Below are 4,828 nucleotides of genomic sequence, written 5' to 3'. Positions count from 1 at the left end.
CTCCGCTAGTCTCATTAATAATATCCTAATGCTACTAAGGTTAAATACTCATCTAAATCTATATACCTATAAATCATATCACAATCACTACTATATTCTACTCGTATAGCTTTATTAACCTAAGCCAGAGTGTGTAATAGGCATTTGTCTATGGATTTTGTTATATTATGTGGAATTGCATTACGTCTTTCTGGGATAATGTAAATACATGTGATCGGATAACCAATTTATAAAGCATTGGTAGATTCTCTTCGGGTACTAACAAGTAAATATAAATGATGATGAGAAACTATATTTGTGGAGTACCCTTATTTCGATCTTAAAAGTGCTCGTGACCTATTACCGTGGCTCAGGCAGAAGCTTACTGAGATTAAGAGAGTCAAATACATGGCAGAGGAGAGCCTGATGAAAGGTGATAAGTCCGCAATTTTACAATACACGATACAAATTGACAGGATTGTAAAAGAGATCACAGAGAAGGGTATAATACTGAGAGACCCTGACATAGGTTTGGTCGACTTTCCGGCTGTGATAAATAACAGACCTGCTTATTTGTGTTGGAAAATGGGTGAGAAAGATATAATGTATTGGCACTATGCTGAGGAGGGGTATAAAGGGAGAAAAAGGATTACTGGAGAAGAAGAAATTTTGAGCCTTACATAATCGTGCTTAGTATGATAATCAAAACTACGAATACGAACATTATAACTCCTATAATAAGCGCTAGTTTAGCCATGTCTTTATTACTACCGAAAACTATAGGTATGGGACCTATGAATATGACTCCACCGTATTCGGTTTTACTTTTCTCCTCTTGACGATGTTCTTTTCTCTCATTAGTCCCCCTGAGAATTTCAACTAGAATACCCACTATGATTGTCAATATGCCTAAGAATACGAAGGAAAGTCCTATTGCTAATAGTAACTGTTGACTTATCACAGGGTATATTTTAGGTTTCAAAAGATTTAATCTTATTTGCTAAAATTTCCAATTCCTTAGGCATATCAATACCATCATTCATTGTGACTAGCTCCCCTATACTGTTTCTGAATTTATCGTAATCGAACCCCCTCTTCTTGAATATACTGACCAGCCAACTGTATGTATCACCTTTAGTTAGATCCCTAAGCTCTTTATCGTCAGGATTTATTCCGAACTTTCTTATCACCTCTATTAGTCTGGATTTAGTGTAATAGTTTTCAACTTCCTTCCCTAGAGGCACACAGTAATCTTTTAACGATGGATCTACGCGATCACACAAACCTAAGAAGATAACATTCAGACCTAACAATTCTTTGAGCCTAGTCCACAAGTGTAACTCTATATCGTTAGTTACTTTGTAAACGGTTATTCCTAACTCGTCGTTAGATATCCCGATTCTTTTAAGCCAGTTCAGAATTACTGAGGGCTCGGCAAGCTCACTCGTTAATATGACGAACTTGCTAAACAATAGGTCACTCATATTAGCTCTTAGAATGCCTAATACAGACTTTAATTGTTCATCAGGTCTTACCATTATAGCTGTTGACACTCCGTTATTTTTCCTCATTATAATATAGGAGTCTACATTCGCGCTAACAACATAAGGTGAATGAGTTGTGATAAACACTTGAAACACGTTTTTGTTCGTCCACTCCTTAATCAGCTTCATGATTCTGGACTGTAATGTAGGATACATATTCACTTCTGGCTCTTCCAATAGTAAGATCTTACTTCCGCTTAACCAAAGTATAAAAAGCATTAAGACTACTCTTTGGAAACCACTAGCAGCTAAATCTATATAAATCGGCAGGTTCTGGATGTTTAAAACTAACTTATTACTGTCCCAAAACTCCACTCCTTTAATCTCGGGGATTGTATCACTAATTAGATTGATGAAGTCGTACCACTTTCTCTTCATGTTTATTGGACTTCTGTTCATCTCTATCATTTTCTTTATCACAGAATCAAAGTAAGCCTGATCAAAAATTGGCACATATTCGACGCGTTGGGAGGCAAATGCGAACAAATTTCTAACTGTTTCCAAATTATCGCTGGTCGGAGGAGAGTTATTTACGTTTAAGGTGTCTAAAGTCCACTCAACGTATTTGTTATTATACTTGATCTTATTGGAGACTTCTACTCTCATCCTCATTGGTTTTCCTATAGCCATTGCTGTTTCATCTTCGCTAAACTCTACTACTCCACCTATGGTGATAGGCTTTGAGACGTCGTAATCTTTCCAAAGAAGTAAATACTCTCCTTCTCTATCCTCAACACTTCTCTTTTCCAATCCTGCCCCCATGTTCTTTATGAATAGATACAAAGCTGTCAACAAGTTAGTCTTACCATATCCGTTGTAACCTACTATTACGTTTAATCCTCCTAATCCCTCAAGTCTTACTGAGGAAAGACTTCGAAAGTTGTTAACGTAAAAGTCGATAACTTTCATACCTAAACCACACTACGATCTAATTTGAAGGCATACATATAATCGTTAAACGCTAAATTTTAGGATGTTTCCTATGAAGAGAAAAAAGAGAGTATTATTAGTGCTAAGGATTTTAAAGGATACACCTTAGAATTCCTCCGTCGACGGGTATAAGAGCACCGTTAACATAAGTAGCTAGATTGGACGCAAGGAATAGGACTACGTTTGCCACTTCCTCAGGCTTTCCAATACGCTTTAACGGTACGTCTTTAACGATGTCATTTAGTACATCTTGTTCACTCCTCCCCTCTCTCCTAGCTCTGTCCTTGACTAGTTGGTCTACGCGGTCTGTTAAAGTCCAACCTGGCATTATGCCGTTAACTGTGATTCCTTTAGGCCCTAATTCTCTTGATGCGACCCTGATAAGACCGGCTAAAGATAATCTAACTACATTGGACAAGTCTAAGTTATCAATAGGTTGTTTTAACGTCATCGAGGTTGATAGTATTATACGACCTCCTTCTTTCATTCTTTTTCCTGCCTCTCTAACAGCAACTACCGCACTCATGAGAAGTAGATTGAACGCGTTGAGCCAGTCTTCATTTCCTAATTCAATTAGGTTTCCAGGTCTTGGACTTCCAGTAACGTAAGCCAAAATGTCTAAGCCGGACAGTCTCTTATAGCCCTCGTCAATCAATTTCTCTACGTCCTCTGCTTTTGTGAGGTCAGCCTTAATATAATCTATTTTGCCTAAGGGTTTCAGTTTTTCATAAGCTTTGATCAGATTGTACTCATCGTGCGAGGAGATGATTACTTCTGCCCCCTCCTCTAAAAACCTCTTTGCAATAGCAAAACCTATACCTTTACTGGACGCCGTGACTATTACTTTCTTCCCCTTTATCCCTAGGTCTATTTTCTCCACCCATGAAATATTCTAGTGTAACCCTTTTTGAGCTTGTTGTGGTAGTCAGAATACTCTTAATCTTTCTGAAGTCATCCTCAAGAGTCTTCCTCAAGTTGGGATTGTAAAGGGCAGCGGCAGGGTGATATGTAGGGAAAACCTTGACTACAGTATTATCATCTTTTTTCCACTCGAATTCTTTACCTCTAACTCTAGTTATGGAGCTGAAAGACTTACCCATGAGAGAGAACAGATAAGAAGTAGAATGTCTCCCTAAAGTAATGATCAGTTTAGGTTTTATAATATCGATTTGCATTCTTAGATAAGGACTGCAAGCAGTCATTTCCTCTTCTGTAGGATCTCTGTTCTGAGGAGGTCTACATTTCACTACGTTCGTAATGAAAACGTCTTCTCTCTTTAATCCCAAAACTTCTGTGATTAATTTAGTCAGCAATTTACCAGCTGCACCAACGAAGGGCTTACCTTCAATATCCTCATTTTCACCTGGGGCTTCACCTACGAACATTATTTCGGCGTGTGGATTTCCCTCTCCTGGTACAGCATTCTTCCTAGTCTTCCATAAGTCGCACTTTCTACAGTTTCTAACTTGTTCAGCGATCTCTTGTAAATCCACAATATTATACACTACAATTTAAAATATTTATGTTGATTTACTGCCCTTGTGAGAGAGACTTATACGCGTCTTCAATGATCTTACTCAATTTCTCCTTAGCCTCATTAACACTTTTCCTTAACGCTTCAGTGTCCTTTTTTTCTATCGCATCTTTGATACTGATTGCATAGGTGGACAGCTCCTTGTGGTTTGAATATTTTCTGATAAATTCCTTCAATTCCCTCTCAACCCAAGGGAACACTGCTTCTTTTCTGTTAGAGAGATGAAGTGAGACTTTTTCCATAGCAGTCCTTGCTAATATCAGATCTTGGATTTCGAGAAACTTTTTTGCTTGCGACACTATCGTTATTAACTTGAAGGAAATAATTAAAATTACCCCACCCTCCACCAGGATCTGAGATTCTGACGGACAATGAAGATCCTCAGCCGGGTGGGGGACATTGTGATGAGGTCGACATAAACGGAAAGATGAAGAGGGGTCGATAGCCTGAATTAAATTATTTTATTAGAAGTCACAAGTACTACTCTAGCTCTCGTTTTTTCTAAGAGCTCTTTAACCTCGTTAATTTCGCTCTCGTCAAGATGAATCTCAGGGTCTTCAACGATTATCAGTTCGTTCTCAGTAGCTCTTCTCAAAAATGTCCTTAAGGCTAAAATTGACAAGACATTTGGAGGAGCGTTCTGTAATGGAGTCTTATCCATATACACCGCGTTCTCCTCTTGGTTTACGTAGATCTTGTGACCATTAATTTCGTCACTGAAACCTTGAGGAAGTATCATGGAATTTATGAACTCCGCAGCAATACCGAAAGCCTTTGGGATCCCGGGGGCCTTTTCGTATTGAATAACAAGGAATTTACTGAAAGCCGACAAGTACCCTAC

General features: G+C 38.4%; 6 protein-coding genes and 1 pseudogene. 1 reads left to right on the top strand and 6 read right to left on the bottom strand.

What is annotated here, in order from left to right:
• The first annotated feature begins 297 nt into the window (after positions 1 to 297).
• The gene (locus WIW89_RS11085) at positions 298 to 663 is read left to right on the top strand and encodes a DUF2203 domain-containing protein (protein ID WP_337699870.1); all 366 of its coding nucleotides are present in this window, start codon (positions 298 to 300) and stop codon (positions 661 to 663) included.
• Here the strand turns inward: WIW89_RS11085 and WIW89_RS11080 are convergent.
• The 6 genes and pseudogenes from WIW89_RS11080 to WIW89_RS11055 form a co-directional block, all read right to left on the bottom strand.
• Positions 656 to 940, bottom strand: a complete 285-nt coding sequence (locus WIW89_RS11080) for a TIGR00304 family membrane protein (protein ID WP_337708009.1) — start codon at positions 938 to 940, stop codon at positions 656 to 658. The genes WIW89_RS11085 and WIW89_RS11080 overlap by 8 nt on opposite strands.
• Positions 941 to 950: 10 nt before the next feature.
• A complete protein-coding gene (locus WIW89_RS11075) occupies positions 951 to 2,432 on the bottom strand; it encodes an ATP-dependent nuclease (protein WP_337720817.1) in 1,482 nt (493 codons plus the stop codon).
• A gap of 112 nt (positions 2,433 to 2,544) precedes the next feature.
• Entirely contained in the window at positions 2,545 to 3,324 is a 780-nt protein-coding gene (locus WIW89_RS11070; RefSeq protein WP_337720818.1) for an SDR family oxidoreductase, read from the bottom strand.
• Positions 3,275 to 3,946: a type-4 uracil-DNA glycosylase gene (gene udg, locus WIW89_RS11065; RefSeq protein ID WP_337720816.1), complete on the bottom strand. Its 672-nt coding sequence runs from the start codon at positions 3,944 to 3,946 to the stop codon at positions 3,275 to 3,277. Before udg ends, WIW89_RS11070 begins: the two co-directional genes overlap by 50 nt.
• 37 nt (positions 3,947 to 3,983) lie before the next feature.
• Positions 3,984 to 4,286 (bottom strand): hypothetical protein, encoded by a 303-nt coding sequence (locus WIW89_RS11060; protein WP_156004846.1) that lies wholly within the window; start codon positions 4,284 to 4,286, stop codon positions 3,984 to 3,986.
• Positions 4,287 to 4,438: 152 nt separating this feature from the next.
• Positions 4,439 to 4,828 (bottom strand): annotated as a pseudogene (locus WIW89_RS11055) (hypothetical protein); the annotation flags it as partial.

It is taken from the genome of Stygiolobus sp. CP850M, assembly GCF_037389425.1.
Classification (GTDB): domain Archaea; phylum Thermoproteota; class Thermoprotei_A; order Sulfolobales; family Sulfolobaceae; genus Stygiolobus.
This window is presented reverse-complemented; position numbering and strand designations above follow the sequence as displayed.

Coding starts and splice junctions, on each gene's coding strand:
- WIW89_RS11075 (WP_337720817.1), bottom strand. CDS start 2,432: ATGAAAGTTATCGACTTTTACGTTAACAACTTTCGAAGTCTTTCCTCA.